This window comes from Actinopolymorpha singaporensis, assembly GCF_900104745.1.
Classification (GTDB): domain Bacteria; phylum Actinomycetota; class Actinomycetes; order Propionibacteriales; family Actinopolymorphaceae; genus Actinopolymorpha; species Actinopolymorpha singaporensis.
The window spans coordinates 4,815,860-4,839,304 of record NZ_LT629732.1 but is presented as its reverse complement, the minus strand read 5'-3'; the positions used below and the strand labels follow the sequence as shown (position 1 = coordinate 4,839,304).

Genomic DNA, 23,445 nt, shown 5'->3' with positions numbered 1-23,445 from the left:
CAAAGTTGGCAACGGGGATCGCGGGGAATCGCGGGGCCGGACCTACCGTGCGGTGCGGAGGGTGGCGAGGACGTCAGAGACACGTCCGAGCTCGCCGCGGGAGCTGACGCCAAGCTTGGGGTACGCCTTGTACAGGTGGTACGCCACTGTCCGCGGGCTGAGGTAGAGGCGGGCGGCGATGTCGCGGTTGGACAGGCCGGTGGCGGCGAGCTCGGTGATCTGCAGCTCCTGCGGGGTGAGACGTACGCCGGCGTCGCCGGCCGAGCCGCGGGGCCCGGCGCTCGGGGCGACCGCGGCGTCGCCGGCCGCCCCCGTGCTGACCGGGTCCCCGGTGTGCCCGGTGTGCCCGGCGGCGCCGAGCTCCACCCGCGCGCGTTCGGCCCACGGCCGCGCGCCGATCTCCTCGAACGTCCGCAGCGCGCTCGCCAGCCGTCCGCGCGCGTCGCTGCGGCGCCGCCCTCGCCGCAGCCACTCGCCGAACGACAGTTCGGTACGCGCGCGGTCGAACGGCCGCTGCCGCGGGTCGTGCAGGTCCAGGGCGCGCAGGTAGAGCCGCTCGGCGTCAGGACCCGGTGTGGTCAGCGCCCGGCAGCGGGCCAGCAGCGCGTCGCTCCAGGGCCGGCGGACCGCGGCGGCCCAGGTCGCGTAGGTGGCCAGCGGGCCCGCGATGTCGTCCGGCCGGCCAAGGCGTACCGCCGCCTCGGTCAGGTCCGGGACCGATCGCACCGGGACGTTCTGGTGGCCCTGCGGTCCCTCGACCAGGGAGACCAGCCGGTCGAAGGCGGCCTGGACCCGGCCGTACCCGAGGTCCAGCAGCGCCAGGGCCGCCTGGGCCGTCGCCAGTCCGGCCAGGGAGCCGACCGGCGCTCCCGTCAGCGCTCCGGCCGGTGCTCCGGACCGGGCTCCGGACTGGGAGGCGCTCGGTTCGGAGCGGACCCCGGCGGCCTCGGCGTACTCCCGGCAGTCCGCCTCGTCGCCCCGAACGGCGGCCAGGTGAGCCAGGGCGCCCGAGGTGTAGCTCTCCCAGAGCGGCTGGTCGGTGTCGCGGGCGATACGCATCCCCTCGTCCCCGCTCACCAGCGCGTCCCGGTGCCGGCCGAGCAGGGCATGGGTGAGGGTGGCGTAGCCGAGCCCGGCGGGCAGCGCCGACAGCATCCCCCGGGTCCGGGCGTCGGCGACCAGCCCGGCCGCGATGTCGGCGACCTCCTCGTCCCGGCCGAGGACGAAGGCCCGGGAGGCCACCTCGACCAGTGCGCGGGGACCGGCCCCGGCGCCGGCGGAACGGGCGCGGGCCAGGACCGCATCCAGCGGCGGGTAGCCGGCGGTGTCGCGCCGCAGCGGCACCGCCATCGCCCACCGGGCCAGCCAGAACACCGACGTGAGCGGGTCGTCCGCGGGCAGGTCCAACGTGTCGAGCTCGTCCACGCTCGCGGCGATCAGTGCCAGGTCGGTCGGCGTCGCCCAGGCCGCGTGCACCGCGCGCATCAGCATCCAGCCGGCCCGGGCGCGGTCCCGCGAAGCGACCAGCGCGGCTCCCTCGGCGAGCAGGTGGTGAGCGCCGCGCAGGTCGCCCTGCCCGAACGCGGCGGCCGCGCGTACTTCCAGCAGCCGAGCCCGCAGGGACGGGTCGTCGACGTGCGGGCCGGCGTGCTCGGCGCGGACCCGGGCCCACTGTGGTTGACCGCTGTGTACGCCGGCCTCGCAGGCGAGGGTGGTCCGCAGGGCCGCTGCGACGGGGTCGGCGCTCAGCCGGGCCGCCCGTTCGTACCCCGTGGCCGCGGCGTGGTGGCCGCCCCGCGCGGCGGCCCGCCCGGCCGCGGCGGCCAGGGCGTCGGCCACCGCCTCGTCGGGTCCGGTGGCGGCCGCCGCGAGGTGCCAGGCCCGCCGGTCGGCGTCGTTGTGTGCGGAGTACGCCGCGGCCAGCGCGGTGTGCGCACCGAGCCGTTGGGCGAGCGGCGCGCCGTGGTAGGCGGCCGCCCGGATGAGCGGATGCCCGAACGCCAGGATGTTCCCCGCCGCTGAGACCAGCCCGTGCTCCTCCACCGACTGCAGGTCGGTGATGCCCGCGCCGAGCTCGGCCGCCGCCCGGAGCACGACCGCCACCTCGCCGGTGTCGTCGGCCGCGGCCACCAGCAGGAACGCCCGGGCGCTCGCGGGCAGCGCCCGGATCCGGTGGTGGAAGGCGTCCAGGACGCGACTGGTCAGCGGCATCGGCCCGGCCGGCCGCCCACGCGCCGACCGAAGGAGTGCAGGCAGCTCACGCAGGGCGAGCGGGTTGCCGCCGGTCTGGGCGAGCAGTTCCTCCCGGACCGCGCCGGGCAGGGCCGCGTCGACCGAGGAGAGCAGGCCGAGCGCGCTGTCGTCGTCGAGCCCGCTCAGCGGAAGCTCGGGCAGACCGGTACGGGAGAACACCTCGGAGTGGTCGCGTACGGCGAACACCGCGACGACGCCCTCGCGGTCCAACCGCCGGGCGGCGAACTCCAGCGCCTGCGCCGACGTCGGGTCCAGCCACTGGGCGTCGTCGACGAGGCACAGCAGCGGACCGTCCTCGGCCGCCTCGGCGAGCAGCGACAGCACGGCCGCCCCGAGCAGGAAGCGGTCGCCGGCACCTGCCGCGGCAGGACTCGTGCCCAGCCCGAACGCGCCTTCCAGGGCCCGCCGCTGTGGCCCGGGCAGCGCGGGCAGACGCCCGAGCACCGGACGCAGCAACTGGTGCAGGCCGGCGAACGGAAGCTCCGCCTCCGACTCCACTCCGGCCGCCCGCAGCACCCGAAGGCCGGCGGCGCTTTCGGCCGCGTGGTCGAGCAGGGCGGTCTTGCCGATGCCGGGCTCGCCGCGCAGGACCAGCGCGGCGCTGGCGCCGGCGCGGGCGTCGTCGAGCAGGGCGCCGATCCGCGCGCGTTCCGCCTTCCGGCCCACCAGCACGCGCCCGACCCTACGTGGCGCGGGGCAGGCCGGCGTACCGCGGGCGCGCAGGCGCGGTCGTGTAGTGGGGCCGTACCGGAGTACGGAAGTACTGATGCCGGTACGGATTCCGCGGCGTGCGTACGTCTCTAGTGTCGGTGCCAGCCGGCGAACGCCCGGCGACATCCCGCGAAGTCCAGGTACGAAACGGAGCAGGCACATGCTGCTGGAGAACAAGACCGCGATCATCTACGGCGCCGGCGGGTCGATCGGCTCGGCGACGGCCACCACCTTCGCCCGCGAGGGCGCCCGGGTATTCCTGGCGGGGCGTACCCGCGACAGCCTCGAGCGGGTGGCCAAGGAGATCACCGCGGCCGGCGGGCAGGCGGACGTCGCCGTGCTCGACGCGCTGGACGAGAGCGCGGTCGACGAGCACGTACGGGCCGTGGTGGCCCAGGCCGGGAGCGTGGACGTGTCGTTCAACCTCGTCCCGGGAGGCGACGTGCAGGGGATCCCGCTGGTCGACATGACAACGGCCGACCTGCTGCGCGCTGTCAACACTCGGTTGACGACGAACTTCGTCACCGCCCGCGCGGCCGCCAGGCACATGATCACCCAGGGGTCGGGCACGATCCTGGCGCTGAACAGCGGCTCGTCGCACGGCAGCCCGATGATGGGCAGCACCGGTCCAGCGGACGCGGCCACCGACACGTTCGTCCGCAACCTCGCCGCGGAGATCGGGCCGCAGGGCGTGCGGGTGGTCGGCATCTGGACGGCCGGGCTCCCGGAGACGTTCAGCAGGGAGAAGCTGAACGCCGTCAACTCCGGCATGCAGCTGGACGAGGAGGCCTTCGCCGGCCTGCTGGCGCAGCTGGACCAGATGCGGATGACCCGCCGCTCCCCGCGGCTGGCCGAGGTGGCCGGTACGGCCGCGTTCCTGGCCTCTGACCTGGCCGGCGCGATCACCGGCACGTTCGTCAACGTCACCAGCGGGATGTTCATGAGCTGACCCGACCGGACCGAGGGCGGGGGACCCGCGGCTACATTCGTCCCTGTGACCGCCGAGCTGCCGTACCCCGCCCGCTGGGAGGCCGACGTCGTGCTCCGCGACGGCGGCACGGCCCTCCTGCGGCCGATCCGGCCCGACGACGCCGAACGCCTGGTGTCCTTCTACGCGCGCGTGTCCGAAGAATCGAAGTACTACCGGTTCTTCGCGCCCTACCCCCAGCTGTCCGAACGCGACGTCGCACGCTTCACCCAGGTCGACCACCGCGACCGGGTGGCGTTCATCCTCACCGTCGGCGACGAGATGATCGCCGTCGCCCGCTACGACCGCACCGGACCCCGGGACGCGGAGGCGGCGTTCCTGGTGCAGGACGCACACCAGGGCAGGGGAGTCGGCAGCGTCCTGCTCGAGCACCTCGCCCAGGCCGCCCGGGAGAACGGCATCGAGAAGTTCACCGCGGAGGTTCTCCCGGACAACCGCCGGATGGCCGTGGTCTTCCGCGAGGCGGGCTACGAGGTGACCGGCGACATGGAGGACGGTGTCGTCACCTTCGCCCTGGAGATCGAGCCCACCGCGATGAGCATGGCGGTGATGGGCGCGCGTGAGCATCGGGCGGAGGCACGCTCGGTGGAGCGCCTGCTCACCCCGGGTTCGATTGCGGTGGTCGGCGCCAGTCGGTCGCGGGACAAGGTGGGCCAGGCGCTGGTCCGCAACCTCGTGCTCGGCGGCTTCACCGGCCCGGTGTACGCCGTGAACCCGACCGCGCGCGCGGTGGCCGGCGTACCCGCGTACGGCAGCCTGCTCGACGTCCCCGGCGAGATCGACCTCGCCGTGGTGGCGGTGCCCGCGGACGCCGTCCGCGACGTGGTGATCGACTGCGCCGCGAAGGGCGTGCACGGCCTGCTCGTCGTCTCCAGCGGGTTCGCCGAGACCGGACGGGAAGGACGCGAACGTCAACGCAAGCTTGCGCGGCTGGCGAGGGCGTACGGCCTGCGGGTGATCGGGCCGAGCGCGCTCGGCATCATCAACACCCAGCCGGGCCTGTGCCTGAACGCGTCCCTGTCGCCGGTGGTGCCGGCGCGGGGCGCGGTCGGCTTCTTCTGCCAGTCCGGTGAGCTCGGCTCGGTGATCCTGGAGACGGTCGCCCGGCGCGGCCTCGGCCTGTCGACGTTCGTGTCCGCGGGCAACCGCGCCGACGTGTCCGGCAACGACCTCATGCAGTACTGGGGCGAGGACGCGGCGACCGAGGTGGTGCTGTTGTTCCTGGAGTCGATCGGCAACCCGCGCAAGTTCAGCCGGGTGGCCCGCCGGCTCGCACAGACCAAGCCGGTGGTGGCGGTGCGGTCCGGCCGGTTCACCCAGGGGGTGCCGATCGGCCACACGGTGCACCGTACGAGCGTGCCGCAAGCGGCGGTTGACGCGATGTTCCGCCAGGCCGGGGTGATCCTGGTCGACACCCTGGACGCGATGCTCGACGTCGCCCAGGTGCTCGCGTACCAACCGCTGCCGGCCGGCGGTGACCTCGCCATCGTCGGCAACTCCGACTCCCTCGGCATGCTGGCCGCCGACGCGGCCGCCGAGGCCGGTCTGACCGTGGTCCGGCAGGCTGGTGCCCTGCCGCCGGACGCCACCGCCGAGGACTTCGAACGCGCGCTCGGCGAGGTGGTCCACGACGAGGAGGTCGACTCCGTCCTGGCCGTGTGGGTCTCTCCGCTCGACCGCGACGGCGCCGACGTGGCGGAGGTGATCGCCCGGGTGGCGGGGGAGTGCACCAAGCCGGTGGTGGTCACGTTCCTCGGCAGCCAGGGTGTCCCCGAACCACTGCGCCGCTACGACGAGGATGGCGTGGCCGTCCGCGGCTCCGTGCCCTCCTACCCCTCGCCGGACGCCGGGGTGCGCGCGCTGGCCAAGGTGACCGCGTACGCCCGGTGGCGGGCCAGCCCGCGTGGGCGGATCCCGCCACTGGAGGGCATCGACGACGACCGGGCCCGGTCCATCGTCGCGGGCGTGCTGGCCGACCGGCCCGACGGCGGGGACGTCGAGGGCAAGGGCCTGGACGACCTCCTGGCCTGCTACGGCATCGACATCTGGCCGGCGTACCCCGTCGGGTCCGCCGACGAGGCGGTCGCCACCGCCGGACGGCTCGGCTGGAACGTCGTTCTCAAGGCCACCGCGCCCCACCTGCGCCAGCGCCCCGACATGGCCGACGTGTGGCGCAACATCGACACCGAGGCGGAGATGCGGGACGCCTGGGCGACCATGGCCGGCACCATGGGCGAGCCGGAGCGGGCCGGCTTCGTGGTGCAGCAGATGGCCGCGCCCGGCGTACCCGTGGTGATCGGGTGCGCGGAGGACCAGATGTTCGGCCCGATCGTGTCGTTCGGTCTCGCGGGCGTGGCCACCGACCTGCTCGGCGACCTCGCCTACCGCATCCCGCCGCTGACCGACGTGGACGCGGCGGAGATGGTCCGGGAGGTGCGCGCGGCACCGCTGCTGTTCGGCCACCGCGGCGGCGAGCACGCCGACGTCGCCGCGCTGGAGGACCTGCTGCACCGGGTGTCCCGGCTGGCTCAGGACCTGCCCGAGGTGGTGACCGCCTACCTCCAGCCGGTGCTGGCTCGCCCCAGCGGGCTCACGGTGCTCGGCGCACGGGTACAGGTGGTGCCGGTCGAGCCGCAGGCCCGCACCGACTGGTATGCCCGCCGGCTCACCCGGCTCTGACTGCGGACCGGCCTCGGCGCGCCCTCCTCGCACACTCCCGAACGCGACGAGGCCCGGCGCCGCGTCGCCGCGGGCCGGGCCTCGTTCGGTCCTACGTTGCGTACCTCGGCGGGTACGTTGTTCGGCTCGTCTCTCGGGTGAGAGATCGGATCAGAGGTCGGCGAGGGTGACGACCCGCTTCTCCTTCACCGAGGCGTACGCGCCGAGGATGACCTTCAGCACGTGCACGCCCTCGACCTCGGTGTTGATCGGCCGGCGCTTGTCGGTGACGCAGGTGATGAAGTCGGCGATCTCCGCGGAGAACGCGTGCACCTCCGGGAACTCCACCGTCGTGAGCTCGCCGTCGATGGTGCGGTGGTTCAGGGTCCTGCCGTCGCTCCACAGCGTGCCCTTCTCCGCCACCACGGAGAACTTCTCGGTCACCGCCGCCGGCTGGTAGGCCCAGCTGGTGACGATGGTGCCCACGCTGCCGTCGGCGAAGCGCACCATGACCTGCGCGGAGTCCTCGCCCTCCATCTCCAGCCGGTGCCGGCTGGTCATCGCCACGACCTCCGACGGCTCGGCGGTGGCCAGGTGGAGCAGGAGGTACGTCGGGTGGTAGCCGGTGTCGATCAGCTCGCCGCCGCCGGCGGTCTGCAGGCTTCCGCGCCAGCCCATGTCGGCGTTCAGGCCGCGGTTGAAGAAGCTGTCGGTGGTCCGCAGCTCGTAGACCTTGCCGAGCGCACCGCTCTGGATGAGCTCCCGGGCCTTCGCCACCGGCGGCATGAACAACTGGTTGTGCGCGCACATGAGCGTCACGCCGTTGGCCTTGACCGCCTGGGTGATCTTGGCGGCCTCGTCGGTGGTGATGCACAGCGGCTTCTCGCACAGGATGTGCTTGCCGGCCTCGGCGGCGGCGAGGATCGCGTCCGCGTGCAGGTGGTGGGGAAGGCAGATGTCGACAGCGTCGACACCCGCGGTGGCGATCAGGTCGCGGTAGTCGGAGAAGACCTGGGCGCCGCCGACCTGCTCGGCGCGGGTGCGGGCGTTCTCCTCGACCACGTCGGCGACCGCGGTCACCTTCGCCCGGTCGGGGATTTCGAGGTAGCCACGGACGTGCGGGTTGGAGATGCCGCCACAGCCGATGAGCCCGACGTTCACGGTCATTGGGGAGATCCTCCTGGTTTGCAACTGCGGGGTTGACGCGCGGTCCCGGCCGGTCCGGGGGTTTCCGTCGACCGGGATGTACGGGATCTCGGCGACGCTGCCGATCTCCGCTTGTCCGGACGGTCGTCCGGGTCAGCTCGGGGTCAGGGTGTTCAGCCGGTCACGCTGTCGATGCGCACCGGCCCGTCGACGGCGACCGAGTGGTTGGCGGCCTCCATCAGGCGGGTGAGGTCGACGCCCATCTCGACGTTGGCGGTCGCCCGGGTGCCGTCGTTGATGTGCTGGACCCACTGGGCGAACGCGTCCGGCTGGTCGTCGGGCACGGGGAGCTCGACCCACTTCTCGCCGTCCTCGTGTGCGGGGCTGCGCACCAGCAGCTTCTGCTCGGGCGTACCGAACAGCAGGCTGCCCTTGGTGCCGTGGATCTCGATGGTGAAGGGGGAGTACGTCGTGGCGAAGCCGGCCTCGACGACGCCGAGCGCGCCGTTGGGGTAGCGGAGCACGGCGACCGCGTTGTCCTCGACCTGGCGGCCGGTGACGTGGCCGTAGCTCGCACTCACCGACTCGGGCATCGCGCCGAGGAACAGCCGGGTGAGGTACATCGGGTGGCAGCCGAGGTCGACCAGCGCGCCGCCGCCGCACTGCTCGGGGTCGTAGAAGTGCTCCGGCAGCCAGCCCTCGCCGACCGCCCCGCCGTGGGACAGCCGGGTGCGGACCACCGCGAGGTCACCGAGAGCCCCGGAGTCCAGAACCTCCCGGACCGCCTGGGTGTAGCCGTGGTACAGCCTGGGCAGCGACAGGATCAGCGCCACGCCCGCCTTGTCGACCTCGGCGAGGATCTCGTTGCACTCGCGCACGGTGAGGGCGAGCACCTTCTCGGTGAAGATGTGCTTGCCGGCCCGGGCGGCGGCGCTGATCACCTCGGGGTGGATGTTGGTCGGCGTGTCCACGATCACCGCGTCCACGTCGTCTCGGGCGAGCACGTCGGCGAGGTTCTCGTGGAAGGGGACACCCAGCTTGTCCGCCTCGGCCCGGCCGCGTGCCGGGTCCTCGTCCCAGGCGGCCACGATCTCCGTGCCCGGGTGTTCCTGGGCCTGGCGGGCGTAGCCGAGGGCGTGGACGTGCCAGAAGCTGAGCATGGCGATACGAATCATCGAAACCCATTCTGTACGGGGACGAGCAGGCCGAGCCGGGCGCGAACGGATCTTCGACCCGGGTGATGGGAATCGGAACCGATGCGACGGCGCGGCGGTTTTCCTGCGGTTCCGACCATTCTTTCGGGGTGCGCCGGGGGCAAGTCCAACCCGCAGGGGGATACCGGCCCCGTGTGGCCGCACATGGCCAGGCGAGGAAGACTCGGGGTGAGTGGGTGTGACGGAACGAGGCGGCCGCCGGGGCTTGTCGGTGGGCGGGGCTAGCATGGCCAAGCCCTGACAAAACTCGGCCGCCGACCGGCCGGCCCGCGGCCCCTCAGGGGGCTGCTGACCTGGCCGTTCGATCACCAGCACGCGCCACACACGCCAGACCACCCGCACCAACCACAGCCCACCACCCCCGCTGCCGAGGACGGAACCGCCACGTGTCCGACCAGCTGATCATCCGCGGTGCCCGCGAGCACAACCTCAAGGACGTGTCCCTGGAGTTGCCGCGTGACGCCCTCATCGTCTTCACCGGCCTGTCCGGGTCGGGCAAGTCGAGCCTCGCGTTCGACACGATCTTCGCCGAGGGCCAGCGCCGCTACGTCGAGTCGCTGTCGGCGTACGCCCGGCAGTTCCTCGGCCAGATGGACAAGCCCGACGTCGACTTCATCGAGGGCCTGTCGCCCGCGGTCTCCATCGACCAGAAGTCCACCTCCCGCAACCCCAGGTCCACGGTCGGCACGATCACCGAGGTCTACGACTACCTCCGGCTCCTCTACGCCCGGATCGGCCACCCGCACTGCCCGGTGTGCGGGCGTCCCATCGCCCGGCAGACACCGCAGCAGATCGTCGACCGGGTGCTCGAGTTCGACGAGGGCACCCGCTTCCAGGTGCTCGCACCGCTGGTGCGCGGCCGCAAGGGCGAATACACCGACCTGTTCCGCCAGCTCACCACGCAGGGCTACTCCCGGGTCCGGGTCGACGGCGAGGTTCACCCGCTGGGCGAGGTGCCGAAGCTCGACAAGCAGCGCAAGCACACCATCGAGGTGGTGGTCGACCGGCTCGGGCTGAAGAGCTCGGCCAAGCGGCGGCTGAACGACTCCATCGAGACCGCGCTGCACCTCGGCGGCGGTCTGGTCACCCTCGACTTCGTCGACCTGCCGGAGAACGACCCACACCGGGAGCGGGTCTGGTCGGAGCACCTGTACTGCCCCGACGACGACCTGTCCTTCGAGGAGCTCGAGCCGCGGTCGTTCTCGTTCAACTCTCCCTACGGCGCCTGCCCGGACTGCACCGGCCTCGGCACCCGGATGGAGGTCGACCCCGACCTGGTGGTGCCGGACCCGACGAAGAGCCTTGACGAGGGCGCGCTGGCACCGTGGGCCGGTGCACACGTGACCGACTACTTCGGGCGCCTGGTCGAGGCGCTGGCCACCACCATCGGCTTCCGCACCGACACGCCGTTCGAGCGCCTGCCGGCGAAGGTTCGCAAGGCGCTGCTGCACGGCTACCCCGACCAGGTGCACGTCCGCTACCGCAACCGCTACGGCCGCGAGCGTTCCTACTACACCACCTACGAGGGGGTGATCCCCTACGTCTCCCGCCGGCACGCGGAGGCGGAGTCCGACTCCAGCCGGGAGCGGTTCGAGGGCTACATGCGCGAGGTGGCCTGCCCGAGCTGCCAGGGATCGCGGCTGAAGCCGATCTCGCTCGCGGTGACGATCGGCGACCGGTCGATCGCCGAGGCGTCGGCACTGCCGATCGGCGACGTCGCCGAGTTCCTGCGCGGCCTGGAGCTGAGCCCGCGCGAGAAGCAGATCGCCGAGCGGGTGCTCAAGGAGATCGGCGAGCGGCTGCGGTTCCTGCTCGACGTCGGCCTGGACTACCTCACCCTCGACCGGCCCTCCGGCTCGCTGTCCGGCGGCGAGGCGCAGCGCATCCGGCTGGCGACCCAGATCGGGTCCGGGCTGGTCGGCGTTCTGTACGTCCTGGACGAGCCGTCGATCGGCCTGCACCAGCGCGACAACCACCGGCTGATCGAGACCCTGGTCCGCCTCCGTGACATCGGCAACACCCTGATCGTGGTGGAGCACGACGAGGACACCATCCGCACCGCCGACTGGGTGGTCGACATCGGCCCCGGCGCCGGCGAGCACGGCGGCCAGGTGGTGCACACCGGCTCGGTCCAGGAGCTGTACGACCACCCCGACTCGATGACCGGGCAGTACCTCTCCGGCCGGCGGTCGATCCCCATCCCCGACCTGCGCCGCCCGATCAACCCGAAGCGGCAGATCACCGTGCACAAGGCGTGGGAGCACAACCTCCGCGACGTCACGGTGTCGTTCCCGCTGGGCACCTTCATCGCGGTCACCGGGGTCTCCGGCTCGGGGAAGTCGACCCTGGTCAACGACATCCTCTACACCTCGCTCGCCAAGCAGATCTACGGCGCGCGGGAGGTGCCCGGCCGGCACCAGAAGATCACCGGCACCGACAACATCGACAAGGTGATCCACGTCGACCAGTCGCCGATCGGCCGTACGCCGCGGTCCAACCCGGCCACCTACACCGGCGTGTTCGACCACATCCGGCGGCTGTTCGCGGAGACGCCGGAGGCGAAGATCCGCGGCTACCTCCCTGGCCGGTTCTCGTTCAACGTCAAGGGCGGGCGCTGCGAGGCGTGCTCCGGCGACGGGACGATCAAGATCGAGATGAACTTCCTGCCGGACGTCTACGTCCCCTGCGAGGTGTGTCACGGCGCCCGGTACAACCGGGAGACGCTGGAGGTCCACTACAAGAACAAGACGATCTCCGAGGTCCTCGACATGCCGATCGAGGAGGCACTGGAGTTTTTCGAGGCCATCCCGGCGATCTCGCGGCACCTGCGCACTCTGGTCGACGTGGGCCTCGGGTACGTGCGGATGGGCCAGTCCGCACCGACCCTGTCCGGAGGCGAGGCCCAGCGGGTCAAGCTCGCGTCGGAGCTGCAGAAGCGGTCGACCGGTCGCACCCTGTACGTCCTGGACGAGCCGACCACGGGGCTGCACTTCGAGGACATCCGCAAGCTGCTCGGCGTCCTCGGCAGACTGGTCGACCAGGGCAACACCGTGATCGTGATCGAGCACAACCTCGACGTGATCAAGACCGCCGACTGGCTGATCGACCTCGGTCCGGAAGGCGGCAACCGCGGCGGTGAGGTGATCGCCGAGGGTACGCCGGAGGAGGTCGCGGCCGACGAGAACAGCTACACCGGGCAGTTCCTGCGGCACGTGCTGCCGGCCTCCTCCGTCGGTTCGGGCACGGCTTCGGTGCAGGCGGCGTCCGCGGCGAGCCAGTCCACCGGTGCGTCGCGGGGCACCACCAAGTCGACCGCCACCAAGTCGGCCACCACCAAGTCGGCCACTGGTAAGGCGACCGGCGCCCGCAAGGCGACGAAGAAGCCAGCCCCGGCCAAGCCCGCGGCGGGCGCCCGGAAGACGGCAACCGCGAAGAAGGCGCCGACGGCGAAGAAGACGGCGACGACGAGGAGGTCGTAGGGGACGTCGGGCCGGCGCTTCGGCGCGCGACCCGCTGATCCTCGGGCCGTCGGTAGGGTCGAACGCATGTCTCAACCAATCGACACGCAGGCCACCGACCACCTGCTCACCACCACCCGGGCGGTGCGCAAGCGACTCGACCTCGACCGCCCGGTGCCGCGGGAGGTGCTGCTGGACTGTCTCCGGCTCGCCGTCCAGGCGCCGACCGGCAGCAACCAGCAGGGCTGGCGCTGGGTGATCGTGACCGATCCGGACAAGCGTGCCCGGCTGGGGGAGCTCTACCGCTCCGGCGGCGCCGCCTACATGCGTGCTGCCGGCCAGGCGGAGTCCCGGGGCGCCCAGCAGGACCGCGTGCAGGATTCGGCCCGTTACCTCATGGAGGTCATCGACCGAGTTCCGGCGCTGGTCGTGCCGTGCATCGAGGGCCGCATCACCGACGTGCGGCACGCCGCCGGCTTCTTCGGCTCGATCCACCCGGCCATCTGGAGCTTCCAGCTGGCGTTGCGCTCGCGCGGCCTCGGCTCGGCGTGGACGTCGTTCCACCTCGCCCAAGAGGAGGAGGCCGCAGAGCTGCTCGGCATCCCGCCGGATGTCACCCAGGCCGCCCTGCTGCCGGTTGCCTACACCATCGGCACCGACTTCAAGCCCGCCAAGCGCCGCCCGGTCGAGGAGATCACCTACTGGGACAGCTGGGGGCACGTGGAGAAGTGAGCGTGGGTCACGCCGCGCGGCGACTGTTGCCCGGTGCTCGCGCGGCGTGACAAAGTGGCCGGGTCGCCGGAGTCGGGGCAGACGTTGTTCTGCCTCGTAGGTCCGACTCGTTGGTCTGCCTCGTCCGACAGGAGTGGTCGACGTGCCCCGGTTCACCCCGGACCCGACGTTCTATCCCTCGCCGCGAGACGCCGCCGCCGCGCCGGCTGAGAAGCTCGCCTACGTCGCGGCGTTCGCCCGTCCGGCCGACAAGCCCGACGCGCTCGCGGTGCTCGACGTCGACCAGACTTCCGGCTCCTACGGCGAGGTGGTCGGCTGGACGGATCTGCCGAACCTCGGTGACGAGGTGCACCACTTCGGCTGGAACGCCTGCAGCAGTGCGCTGTGCCCGACGGCGGCACATCCCCACGTGGAACGCCGCTACCTCGTCGTTCCCGGAATCCGCTCGTCACGGATCTACGTCATCGACACCCGCGACGACCCGGCCAGCCCGCGGATCGTCAAGGTGCTGGAGGCCGACGAACTCGGCAAGCGGGCCGGTTACTCCCGGCCCCACACCGTCCACTGTGGCCCGGAGGGGATCTACGTGTCCGCGCTCGGCGGCCACGGCGAGGAAGGCCCGGGCGGGGTCGCGATCCTGGACCACACCACGTTCGAGGTGCGCGGGCCCTGGGAGGCCGACCGGGGCGACCAGTACCTCGCCTACGACCTGTGGTGGCACATCGGCCACGACGTCGCGGTGACCAGCGAGTGGGGCACGCCCTCGATGATCGAGAACGGCGTGGTGCCCGAGCTCCTGCTGGCCAACAAGTACGGCCACCGGCTGCACTTCTGGGATCTGCGCAAACGACGCAACATCCAGACCGTCGACCTCGGCGCGCAGTACCAGATGGCGCTGGAGTTGCGCCCGGCCCACGACCCTCGGAAGCAGTACGGCTTCGTCGGCGTGGTGGTGAGCACCGAGGACCTGTCCGCGTCGGTGTGGCTGTGGACCCGCGAGGGTTCGCAGTTCGCGGTGCGGAAGGTGATCGAGATCCCGGCCGAGCCGGCGGACGCCGCCGACCTGCCGCCCGCGCTGCAGCCGTTCGGTGCGGTCCCACCACTGGTCACCGACATCGACCTGTCGGTCGACGACCGCTTCCTGTACGTCTCGGCGTGGGGGACCGGGGAGTTGCTGCAGTACGACGTCACCGACCCCGAGCATCCGCGGCAGACGGGGTCGGTCCGGCTCGGAGGGGTCCTACGGCGTACCCCCCATCCCGCCGCGCCGGAGCTCGCGTTGTCCGGGGGGCCACAGATGGTGGAGGTCAGCCGGGACGGGACCCGGGTGTACGTCTCGAACTCCCTCTACGGGGCGTGGGACGACCAGTTCTACCCCGACGGGGTGGGGGCGTGGGTGGCCAAGCTCGACGTCGACCCGCGGACGGGTGGTCTGACTCCGGACGAGCGGTTCTTCCCCCACGGCGCGGACTTCCGGGGGCGCCGGGTGCACCAGATCCGCCTCCAGGGCGGCGACGCCTCGTCGGACTCCTACTGCTTCCCCTGATGGCCGTACTGCCCCGATGACCGGATGACACTGGGAACGACGCTCGCCCTGGCCGGCCTCGGCGCCTTCCACGGGCTCAATCCCGCGATGGGGTGGCTGCTCGCGGTGGCGATCGGCCTGCAGGAACGCAGCCGATGGGCGATGGCGCGTTCGCTGGCGCCCATCGGCGCCGGGCACCTCGCCTCGATCGCCGCGGTGGCGGTGGCGGTGACCGTCGGCGCGTCCGCGTGGACGACCCGGGTGGTGGCCGTCGCGGGCGGTGTCGCGCTGGTGGGCATGGGAACGTGGCGGCTGCTGTCCAAGCGCCACTTCGCATGGGTGGGGATGCGGCTGTCCGCCTGGCAGCTGGCGGCGTGGTCGTTCCTGATGGCCTCGGTGCACGGCGCGGGCCTGATGCTCGTACCCGTTCTGGCCTCCGGCGGACGCGCGGGCCCGGCCGGGCATCCGGGGCATGCGACGTCGGCGGAGCCGGTGCCCGCGGCGAACAGTCCCGGTCACGGCGCCACCGGCCTGGGCGAGGCCGCGGTGCACGGCCTGCTCGCCGCCGGTGTGCACACCGTGGCGATGGTCGCGGTCGGCGGGGTGATCGCGTTCGTGGTCTACCAGTTCGCCGGCCTGGCCATCCTGCGCACGACCTGGATCAATCTCGACCTGATCTGGGCGGTAGCCCTGCTGGCCGCCGGACTTCTCACCCTGGTCGGTGTGGTCGTCTGAGGCCCGGCCGGCCGCTTCGGCCGGCCGGGCCCCGTCTGGTCGGCGGGTCAGTGCCGGGCGGGCAGTGGCGGCAGCGGTTCGGCCTTGCCGACCACGAACGCGTACGTGAGTGCGCCGATCACGGCGACGACCGCCGCGACCAGGAACGACGGCAGGTAGTTGCCCTCGTACATGTCGAGCAGGACGCCCATGACGTACGGACTGATGATCCCCGCGATGTTGGACGCGAAGTTCTGGATCCCGCCGATCGAGGCGACGTGCCGCGAGCTGGGCGCGACGTCGCCGGGCAGCGACCAGATTCCGGTCGCGGCGACGGCGAGGCTGGTGTAGGAGATCGCCAGGAACACCAGCGCCAGGTAGATCGAGGTCGCCATCGCGGCGAACACGATGACCGCGCCGCCGAGCAGGCCGCCGACCATCACCGTCTTGCGCACGCGGGTGACGTCGGCTCCCCGCTGGACCGCCCGGTCACCGAGCCGGCCGGCCAGCCAGCCGAGCAGCACCGCGCAGATGCCGGGCACCATGCCGAGCGTGCCCATCTGCGCGAGGTCCATCCCGCGGGCGTCCTTGAGGTAGGTCGGGAACCACGTGAGGAAGAAGTAGATGACGAAGTTCAGGCAGAAGAAGCCGAGCATCATCCCGCGCACCGTGCGGTAGCGGAACAGCGAACGCCACTTGACCTGTGGTGCGTCGGCGTCGTCGGTCTCGTCCAGCCGGGCGCCGTTGGCCAGGATGTACTCGCGTTCCAGGTCGTTGGCGCGTGGGTGCTCGGTGGGATCGCGGTAGAAGCGGTACCAGATGGCTGCCCAGACCACTCCCAGTACGCCGAGCACGATGAACGAGAAGTGCCAGCTGACCAACGCGATCAGGCCGGTGACGATGGGCAGCGCGAGAGTGTTCCCGACCCGCGACCCGGAGTCGACCACCGCAGCGGCGAACGCGCGTTCGTGCCGGGGAAACCAGCGGGCGTTGGCCTTCGTCGCCGCCGGGTAGGCCGGGCTCTCACCGGCACCGAGCGCGAAGCGCACCGCGAACAGCGACCAGAAGCCGCGGGCGAGGGAGGTGAGAATGGTGAAGATCGACCACCACACCGCCGCGAACGTCAGGGCGCGCCGAGGTCCGGCCCGGTCGGCGAACCAACCGGCGAGCAGCATGAACCCGTCGTAGGCCCAGAAGAACGCTCCGAAAATCAGTCCCTGCTGTGCGTGACTGAGCTCGATGTGCATGCTGTCCTGCATGAACGGCAGCGCCACGGCGAGGTTCGCGCGGTCGAGGTAGTTGAGTGTCAGTCCGGCGAACGCGATCCACAAGACCACGTAGCGCGCCCGGCTGGCTCCCGCGGGCGGCTTGGGAGCCGTGTCCGTTCTCTGTTGCGAAGACGTGGCCATGCATCCTCCGATACTCCCGTGTGGGCACTCCAGCGCTGTCGCCACAGATTCAGCTGACCATCAGATGAATCGACGCAAAGCGGCCGCCATTCTGGAGCCTGTCGCGGGGCGCCCGTCAACCGGGCGACGCTCGGCCGGAAGAAAACGTGGCCGAACCTGGACGGAAAGTAGTCAAGAGGAGGTAAAAAAGTACCTCCCCCGGAGAGATGCGCCCGGGGGAGGTACGACGGCCGGCCCGGGACGGGGCTCGGCCCAGGAATCTCGCTCAGTCCTGGCCCCAGGTCACCTTCTCCACCTGGCCGGTCACCACCGAACGCGCGGCCGCCTCGGCCAGCGCGAGGCTGGCGAGGTTGCGGCGGCCCGAGCTCTCCGGCTCCTCACCGGCCTCGACGGCCCTGGCGAACTCGGCCAGCGACCCTGCCCGGCCGATGTAGGGCACGTCGAGCATCGTCACCGGCTCCGCGACCGGTCCGTCGTCCCCGCGCCGGGTCACCCGGATGGCGTCGCCCTCGGCGGAGCCCGCGGGCCCGTCGCGGCCGGTCCAGTAGATCTCGCCGTCCTCGCACTCCAGGTGCCACGCGCCCGACCACGCGGTGGGCTCACCCGAACTCACCCAGCTGCCGCGGTAGCTGACCACGCTGCCGCCGTCGAAGGTGACGGTCAGGACGGCCGAGGCCTCCTCCTTGAACCGGCTCCACGGCGGGTCGGTGACCTGGGTGTAGACCGAGACCGGCTCCTGGCCGAGGACCATCCGCATCAGGTCGAAGTGGTGGATCGCCATGTCGTACAGCAGCGGGTGGACGAGCCGGTAGTGGCGGTGGCCCGCTTCCGGAGCGCTGTTGGCCCACTTGCGGAAGTCGATGTGGACGGTGCCCAGCCGGCCGAGCGCCTGGTCGGCGACCAGGCGGGCGGCGGTGCGGGCAGCGGGGTAGAAGCGGTAGTTCTGGCTCACCATCACGGTGCGGCCGGCCTTGTCCGCGGCGGCGAGCACCTCGTGCGCCTCGGCCACCGTGGGAGCGAACGGCTTCTCCACCAGCACGTGCTTGCCCGCGTGCAGCGCCTCGACCGCCAGCGGGACGTGCGCCCCGACCGTCGCGGTGACGAGCACCGCGTCCGCCTGGACCTTGTCCATCGCTTCACCCAGTGAGGTGAAGCACTGGTCCTCGGGTATGCCGGCCCGCTTGCGTCCCTTGGCCAACGCGGCCGGATCGGCGTCGACGGCCGCGACGCGTTCGATGGTGGGTACGCGCGGAACGGCGTTGGCCGCCCAGTCGCCGCCCCAACCGCCGATGCCTACATGGATCAACCGCAGTGCCACGGTGATGTGCTCCTCGTGTCGTTCGTCCGTCGGGCGGTCAACCGCCCGACCGGTCACCTACGAGCCTGGCGAGGAGTCGGCACTCGGGGCGAGCCGATGCCCGATGGTGGCCAGCCGGAACGTCGCGAAGAGAGGAAGGTCAGCCGCGGTGGTACGCCCTGAGCACGCGCAGTGCTCCGAGCGTGACGATCCCGCGCCACTCCCGGGTCGCCGCCTCACCGGGCGGCTCCCACGAGATGGGCCAGCCGCCGTCGGCCTGCTGGGCGGCAGCGAGCGCGTCCAGGTGCGCCTCCACCGCGTCGTCGGGGAAGAACCGCCGGCGCGGGCTGTCCGGGCGCGGTGCGAACTGCAGTGGCGTGAGGCCGTAGCCGCTGCCCGGCCACAGCTGGAACAGTGCGAGCTCGCCCAGCCGGGCGCCCAGCGCGTCGTAGGCCCGCTCGGCTCGCCCTCGGTCGGGGTCGGTCTCCAGGAACCGGAGCACGCACAGAGCGGTGTGCGCGTCGGTCACCGCGTCGGGGCTCTCCAGTTGCCGCCAGCAGAACGCGGCGGCCTCCTCGACCCAGGGGTGGTCGATCCCGAGGGCGCGGAACCGCCCGGCCAGCGCGGCGGTGGGGTTGAGCCCGGCCGGAAACTCGCCCGTGCCCCAGTGCTCGGCTCGCGCGTGGGAGGCGATCGTGGGCAGCACGATCGGTACGCCGCCACCGTCGGTGGCCACCGTCGCGAGGTAGTCGCCGGTGCCGGCGAGCAGTTCGCGAGCCGGGCCGGGGTCTCCGGTGGCGGCCGCCAGGTCGTCGAGCACGTCGAGGGCGAAGTCGACGAACAACGGCTGGCTGTCCGGGGTGCGGGCGTCGGGTTCGAGGGCGTGGCCGAAACCGCCGTCGGGGTTGCGATGTGCGCGCAGGGCGGCCAGGACCGCGGGTACCGCGGACCGGTCGGCGTCGAGGTGGACCTGGGCGAGCCGGCGTTCGAGGATCCGGCCCTCGGAGCCGACGAAGGCGCGGGCCCGGTCCACGTCCACCGTGGCCGAGGTGCCGGCCGGGGCGCTGGTTGGCGAACTCATACCGCCGACGCTATCCACGGCCACCGACACCCTGCTTGTACGGAACGGACGTCACGTTCGGGTCCGCGCCAGGGGAGCGGTGACCAGGTTCGGGCCGGCGACCGGCGGGTGCGGGATCTTGGTCAGCTCGGAGGAGCGCACTCGGCGTGGCGCCGGTCAGGTCCCGGCAGTCCCGGGCGAGGTGGGCCTGGTCGGCGTACCCGGCCGCGGCGGCGAGATCGGCGAGCGTGGCCCGTGGATGACCGCGGGCGAGGTCGCGGACGCGCACCAACCGGGCGACCCGGGCGAAGGTGGCCGGTCCGTAGCCCACGGCGGCGCTGAACCGCCGCCGGAACTGCCGCTCGCCGAGGGGGATCTCCGCCAGGGCTTCCCGCACTCGCCCGCTGCCCGTGGAGAGCACCCGCACCACGTGGTCGACCTGCCGGTCCGCTTCCCGGGTCCGGAGCCGGCCGAGCCGACCGGCGACGAGGGCCGTGAGGCGGTCCGGACATTCGACCAGCCGGCGGGTCGCCCGCGCGCCTGCCGCGCCCCACAGGTCGGCCAGGTCCACTCGTTGGTCCCGGAGCTCCTCCGCGGGTACACCGAGCACCCGGGCAGCCCGCCCGGTCCGGAAACGGAGCCCGTGGAGGGGCACACCGAGGTCGTACGGGGAGAACCACGGGCCGGTGTCGGGGCCGGCCACGAACACCTGGTCCGGACCGACCACGATGTCCAGGCACCCGTCGGGAAGGATCGGAGCGCTGCCCCCGAACGACGACCGCCACAGACAGTGCACGTCGCCCGCCAGGGCGGCCGGCGCGGGAACCTCGGCGTACGTCGTGCTCACGTCCCCACGCTAACGCCACCCCCTCTCGCGCCATGACGGAACCGGACGAGCCGCGCGGACCGGGCGAGTGGAGCGGGACCGCTGAGCGCCCGGTTCGGCGCCGCCGGCCGGGATGAACCACACTGGGGCCATGGCTCTCCCCGGCTGGCTGTCCGATCTGGCCCGTGGCCTGGGCGGAAGCAGCGATCGGGCGCGGCCTCCGGACGCCCACACCCGGTCGGCGGCGCTGGCCGCGCTCGGCGGCGAGGGGTGCGCCGTGTGCCGGATCGCCTCCGAGGCGGGCCAGCGGTGGTTCTTCGCGTACGAGAACGACACCCGCGTCGACCTCGGCCTCCGCGAACGCCTGGAACGCTCCTTCGGCTTCTGCGCGCCGCATACCCGGCACCTGCTCGACCTCGGTGCGTCGGCGTCCTGGCTGGCCCGCTGGGTGTTCGCCGACGTCGCCCGGGCCGCGGTCGGCGCGCTGGCCGCACCGGAGCCGCCCACTCCCGGGCCCTGCCCGGCATGCGAGGCGGTCGAACGGGCCGAGCGGGACGCGGTGCGCAACCTCGCGTCCGGGCTGTTCGACCAGGACGTCCGCGACCTGCTGCTGGCCGGCGACGGCTTCTGCCGCACGCACGGGCTGGCGGTGCTGCGCCGCACCGGGCGCGACCAGGCCCGGCTGGTGGCGATGATGCTGGACGAGCGGCTGACCAAGGACCCGGTGACCGCCCGGGACGTGCTGGTCGGCGTGCAACCCGACGCCCCGAGGCGGCGAAGGCTGCGCGAACGCGCGGTCCGGAGCGTACTCTCCGCGGAGGAGGCGGGCAGGACCGCTCGGCCGCTGGGCGACGCCGACCTCGTACTGGACTGGCCGTGCTGCCCGATGTGTGCCGCCGGCCACCTGGCCGAGTGGCGCTGTCTGCACTGGCTGGTCGGCCTGTCCGCGGACGAGGCGGCCGAGCTGCGCGGCGAAGCGACCCTCTGTGCGGAGCACCTGGCCGACCTGGCCGGCGTACGGATCACCTCCGGCGACGTGGGCGCGGTCCGGCTCACCGAGGACGGCCTGCTCGCTCCGGTGGCCCAGGTGATCGAGCACGTGGCGCAGCTGTGGAGCAAGGACCTGCGCACCTTCGTCGGCCGGCTGGACGGTGCATCCGCGAGCGCGGCGAGGGCCGCGGCCGCCGACGTCGGACAGTGGATCCGTTGCCATCTGTGCGAACGCCGCGCGGCCGCGGTCCAGCGCACCGAACGCCTGCTCGGGCTGGTCGCCGCGGACCCCGCGTACGCCGAGCGGCTGCGCGACGCACACGGTGTCTGCCTGCGTCACGGCCTGGGCACCCGGCTTCCGGCGGCCTGGCAGCAGCTCCTGCGGGCGCGCACCGGCCTGCTGTGCTACGAACTCGAGGAGGCCGAACGCAAGGCAGGCTGGGACGCGCGGTGGGAGATCCGCGGTGCCGAGATGGCGGTATGGAGGCGCGCGCCGTACCTCCTGGACGGCCAGGTGCTCGGTCCCGCGGTCCCACATGCCGACGGAGACGGGCCGGCGTAACGACGTGAGTCCGTCATGCGAGGTTTCGATCTCGCTGTTCGGTCAGGACGAAGGTCGGAGCTCTCAACGGCTCAGGCGGCGCAACGCGGAAATCGCAAGGCGCACCTGACGATCCGCGTGGAGTTTCGCCAACGGATGCCAGGCTACGGCCGCGATCACCTGGGCATCGGCGGCGAGTTCGGGATCGAAACCCGGCGCCGCGACCGCCGCGGGATCCACCTTCACCAGAAAGCAGGTCTCCGTCGCCGGTACGCCGTCGAGTGTTCGGTAGTGCAGACCGTAGAGCAGCCCACCGACAGTCCCCTCGAGCCCAGTCTCCTCGCGTACCTCACGGAGTACGGCCTGCTCGAGTGTCTCGCCGTCCTCGACCCCACCGCCGGGCAGCGTCCAGTACTGACACTGACGCGTGGTCTCGACGTGCCGGACCATCGGCACCATCCCGTCACGGAGGATCACCGCGCACACCCGTCCACGCGTGGGCTCGGGGGCCGGCAGCAGGTCGCCGGGCAAGGGGAGGACCGAATCCTCAGCCGGTCCAGACCATGCCGCCCACGGCGAAGCCGAGGAACGCCGCGCCCAGCCCGGCCAGCAGGTTGGCACCGACGCTCGCGGCGGCCGGGAGGAACGCACCGTCCTCGAGCAGGCGCAGGGTCTCGAACCCGAACGTGGAGTAGGTCGTAAACGCGCCGCAGAAGCCGGTGGCCAGCAGGGCGTACGTGATCGGGCCGAGGCTGTGCGACGCGCTCCCCGCGGCGAGCACGCCGAGCACCAGGCTGCCGACGACGTTGACCGTGAGGGTCCCCCACGGAAAGCCGGACTCGTGTCGTTGCTGCACCATCCGGTCGAGGTGGTAGCGCACGGGAGCGCCCACCACCGCGCCGGCCAGCACGGCGAGCACCATGCTCATGCGTCCTGCCCGTCCACGGTGTCGGGTGCCTCGCGCCCGACGTACCTCACGACCTCGACGTCCTCGACGATGACGAGGCCCTCGGTGACCAGCTCGTCCAGCTGGGGGAGGAACGCCTCGATCCGTTCCGCCGAGTCGACGACGACGATCGACAGCGGCAGGTCCTCGGACAGGCTGAGGAACCGTCCGGTGTGCAGATGCCGGGACGCGCCGTACCCCTCGATGCCGCGGATCACGGTGGCGCCCGCGAGCCCGGCCTCCCTGGCCCGGTGGACGATCTCCGCGTAGACGGGCTTGTGGTGCCAGCGGTCGTCCTCGCCGACGAAGACCGTGAGCCGCTTGGCCGGCCCCTTGAGTGGGTTCATCGGGCATCACCTCGCTGGTACGTGGTGCGCGACCTGGTGATCCGGGACGACGGCCGGGACGACGGCCCCGACGACGCGGTGTCCGCGGCACCCTCCTCCTCGGCCGGAGACTCGTGCGCGCGGCCGGCACGGGACCGCCGTGGGTAGGCGCGGACGGCGAGCCGGGTCAGGTGGGTGCCGAACCACACCGCGACCAGGGCGGCGGCGACGGTGCCGAACAGGTAGAGAAGACCGGTGGCCACCTGCCCGGCGGCCAGGAGCCCCCGCGTCTGCACGGCGTACGTCGAGAACGTCGTGAAGCCCCCGAGGAAACCGATGCCGAGGAACGGCCGCCACAACCGGTGCGCCACCCACACCTCGAGCAGGAGTGCCATCAGGACGCCGATCAGGGCGCAGCCGGCGATGTTGACGAAGAACGTTCCCCAGGGAAAGGACCCCGGCCCGTCCGGGACCAGCACGGTCAGGCCGTACCGGGAAAGGGCGCCCAGAGCCCCCCCCGCGGCGATCGCCGCCGTGGTGCCGGGATGTCCGGTCGCGGTGCGTGTGGTGCGCCTACTCATCGTTCCTCCCATTGCGCGCGGGTATTGCGCAACAGGGACCGTTGGCGGCGCCGGTGCCGCGGTTTGTGCC

At 72.3% G+C, this 23,445-nt stretch carries 18 protein-coding genes; 7 read left to right on the top strand and 11 right to left on the bottom strand.

All coding sequences use genetic code 11. The features are described from left to right. Positions 1–42: 42 nt before the first annotated feature. Positions 43–2,925, bottom strand: coding sequence for a helix-turn-helix transcriptional regulator (locus BLU27_RS21780; RefSeq protein ID WP_197681519.1), 2,883 nt, complete (start codon positions 2,923–2,925; stop codon positions 43–45). A 199-nt stretch (positions 2,926–3,124) separates the two neighbouring features. Here BLU27_RS21780 and BLU27_RS21775 point away from each other — a divergent pair, with 199 nt between their 5' ends. Both BLU27_RS21775 and BLU27_RS21770 read left to right on the top strand, forming a co-directional pair. Continuing rightward, the gene (locus tag BLU27_RS21775) at positions 3,125–3,913 is read left to right on the top strand and encodes an SDR family NAD(P)-dependent oxidoreductase (protein ID WP_092655540.1); all 789 of its coding nucleotides are present in this window, start codon (positions 3,125–3,127) and stop codon (positions 3,911–3,913) included. A gap of 45 nt (positions 3,914–3,958) precedes the next feature. Continuing rightward, positions 3,959–6,631 carry a bifunctional acetate--CoA ligase family protein/GNAT family N-acetyltransferase gene (locus BLU27_RS21770; protein WP_092655539.1) on the top strand — a complete coding sequence of 891 codons (2,673 nt, stop codon included), beginning with the start codon at positions 3,959–3,961 and terminating at the stop codon, positions 6,629–6,631. 150 nt (positions 6,632–6,781) lie between these two features. Here BLU27_RS21770 and BLU27_RS21765 read toward each other — a convergent pair whose 3' ends face one another. Further along, positions 6,782–7,777 (bottom strand): Gfo/Idh/MocA family protein, encoded by a 996-nt coding sequence (locus tag BLU27_RS21765; protein ID WP_092655538.1) that lies wholly within the window; start codon positions 7,775–7,777, stop codon positions 6,782–6,784. Positions 7,778–7,929: 152 nt separating this feature from the next. Beyond that, the gene (locus BLU27_RS21760) at positions 7,930–8,931 is read right to left on the bottom strand and encodes a Gfo/Idh/MocA family protein (protein WP_092655537.1); all 1,002 of its coding nucleotides are present in this window, start codon (positions 8,929–8,931) and stop codon (positions 7,930–7,932) included. Positions 8,932–9,356: 425 nt separating this feature from the next. Between BLU27_RS21760 and uvrA the strand changes: the two genes are divergently transcribed. The 4 genes from uvrA (at position 9,357) to BLU27_RS21740 (ending at position 15,420) form a co-directional block, all read left to right on the top strand. Continuing rightward, the gene (gene uvrA / locus BLU27_RS21755) at positions 9,357–12,449 is read left to right on the top strand and encodes an excinuclease ABC subunit UvrA (RefSeq protein ID WP_092655536.1); all 3,093 of its coding nucleotides are present in this window, start codon (positions 9,357–9,359) and stop codon (positions 12,447–12,449) included. 66 nt (positions 12,450–12,515) lie between these two features. Then, entirely contained in the window at positions 12,516–13,160 is a 645-nt protein-coding gene (locus BLU27_RS21750) for a nitroreductase family protein (RefSeq protein ID WP_092655535.1), read from the top strand. 142 nt (positions 13,161–13,302) lie between these two features. Next, positions 13,303–14,706: a selenium-binding protein SBP56-related protein gene (locus BLU27_RS21745; RefSeq protein WP_092658022.1), complete on the top strand. Its 1,404-nt coding sequence runs from the start codon at positions 13,303–13,305 to the stop codon at positions 14,704–14,706. A 24-nt stretch (positions 14,707–14,730) separates the two neighbouring features. After that, a complete protein-coding gene (locus tag BLU27_RS21740; protein WP_092655534.1) occupies positions 14,731–15,420 on the top strand; it encodes a hypothetical protein in 690 nt (229 codons plus the stop codon). A 47-nt stretch (positions 15,421–15,467) separates the two neighbouring features. On the opposite strand, the gene BLU27_RS21735 is transcribed toward BLU27_RS21740, so the two are convergent. The 4 genes from BLU27_RS21735 to BLU27_RS21720 all read right to left on the bottom strand — a co-directional run bounded on the left by BLU27_RS21735 (position 15,468) and on the right by BLU27_RS21720 (position 20,012). Next, positions 15,468–16,808, bottom strand: coding sequence for an MFS transporter (locus tag BLU27_RS21735; protein ID WP_092655533.1), 1,341 nt, complete (start codon positions 16,806–16,808; stop codon positions 15,468–15,470). Positions 16,809–17,073: 265 nt separating this feature from the next. Further along, the gene (locus tag BLU27_RS21730) at positions 17,074–18,126 is read right to left on the bottom strand and encodes a Gfo/Idh/MocA family protein (RefSeq protein WP_092658020.1); all 1,053 of its coding nucleotides are present in this window, start codon (positions 18,124–18,126) and stop codon (positions 17,074–17,076) included. 139 nt (positions 18,127–18,265) lie between these two features. Next, entirely contained in the window at positions 18,266–19,186 is a 921-nt protein-coding gene (locus BLU27_RS21725) for a hypothetical protein (RefSeq protein ID WP_197681518.1), read from the bottom strand. A 10-nt stretch (positions 19,187–19,196) separates the two neighbouring features. Next, a complete protein-coding gene (locus BLU27_RS21720; RefSeq protein WP_197681517.1) occupies positions 19,197–20,012 on the bottom strand; it encodes a helix-turn-helix domain-containing protein in 816 nt (271 codons plus the stop codon). A gap of 130 nt (positions 20,013–20,142) precedes the next feature. Between BLU27_RS21720 and BLU27_RS21715 the strand changes: the two genes are divergently transcribed. Beyond that, positions 20,143–21,543, top strand: coding sequence for a hypothetical protein (locus BLU27_RS21715; RefSeq protein WP_092655532.1), 1,401 nt, complete (start codon positions 20,143–20,145; stop codon positions 21,541–21,543). Positions 21,544–21,606: 63 nt separating this feature from the next. Here the strand turns inward: BLU27_RS21715 and BLU27_RS21710 are convergent, their stop codons facing one another. Genes BLU27_RS21710 through crcB (BLU27_RS21695) form a run of 4 tightly spaced genes read right to left on the bottom strand, consistent with a single transcriptional unit; the run spans position 21,607 to position 23,375 of the window. Then, positions 21,607–22,053, bottom strand: coding sequence for an NUDIX domain-containing protein (locus BLU27_RS21710; protein ID WP_092655531.1), 447 nt, complete (start codon positions 22,051–22,053; stop codon positions 21,607–21,609). A gap of 16 nt (positions 22,054–22,069) precedes the next feature. Beyond that, the gene (gene crcB / locus BLU27_RS21705; RefSeq protein WP_092655530.1) at positions 22,070–22,450 is read right to left on the bottom strand and encodes a fluoride efflux transporter CrcB; all 381 of its coding nucleotides are present in this window, start codon (positions 22,448–22,450) and stop codon (positions 22,070–22,072) included. Beyond that, entirely contained in the window at positions 22,447–22,815 is a 369-nt protein-coding gene (locus tag BLU27_RS21700) for a DUF190 domain-containing protein (RefSeq protein WP_092655529.1), read from the bottom strand. Before BLU27_RS21700 ends, crcB (BLU27_RS21705) begins: the two co-directional genes overlap by 4 nt. Continuing rightward, positions 22,812–23,375, bottom strand: a complete 564-nt coding sequence (crcB, locus tag BLU27_RS21695) for a fluoride efflux transporter CrcB (protein ID WP_206744628.1) — start codon at positions 23,373–23,375, stop codon at positions 22,812–22,814. Before crcB (BLU27_RS21695) ends, BLU27_RS21700 begins: the two co-directional genes overlap by 4 nt. Positions 23,376–23,445: the final 70 nt, after the last annotated feature.